Source organism: Phycicoccus jejuensis, from assembly GCF_000720925.1.
GTDB lineage: Bacteria > Actinomycetota > Actinomycetes > Actinomycetales > Dermatophilaceae > Phycicoccus > Phycicoccus jejuensis.
The window spans coordinates 1-321 of sequence record NZ_JOEE01000062.1; the positions used below are offsets into that span (position 1 = coordinate 1).

Consider the following 321-nt stretch of genomic DNA (forward strand, 5'->3'; position numbering starts at 1 on the left):
GACGACGAACGCGACGTACACCCACCCTGACCAGGTCGAGACGTACGTGATGTCGGCGACCCACAACCGGTCCGGCGCGGCCGGGGTGAAGTTGCGGCTGACCAGGTCCCGGGCCCGCTCGGCGGCCGGGTCGGCGACGGTGGTGCGCTTGACCTTACCGCGGACCGCCCCGTGCAGGCCGTCGGCCTTCATCAGCCGCTCCACGGTGCAGCGGGCCACCGAGTGCCCTTCCCGGTTGAGCTGGAGCCACACCTTTCGTGCGCCGTACACCGAGTAGTTCGCGGCGTGCACCCGGCGGATCTCGGTCAGCAGCTGCTCGTC

The 321-nt window shown here is 70.7% G+C and carries 1 protein-coding gene; it reads right to left on the reverse strand.

Annotation, left to right across the window (positions count from 1 at the left end; all coding sequences use genetic code 11):
- On the reverse strand, positions 1-321 hold a 321-nt coding region (locus tag IG69_RS0119625), incomplete at both ends, for an IS3 family transposase (protein WP_036830708.1).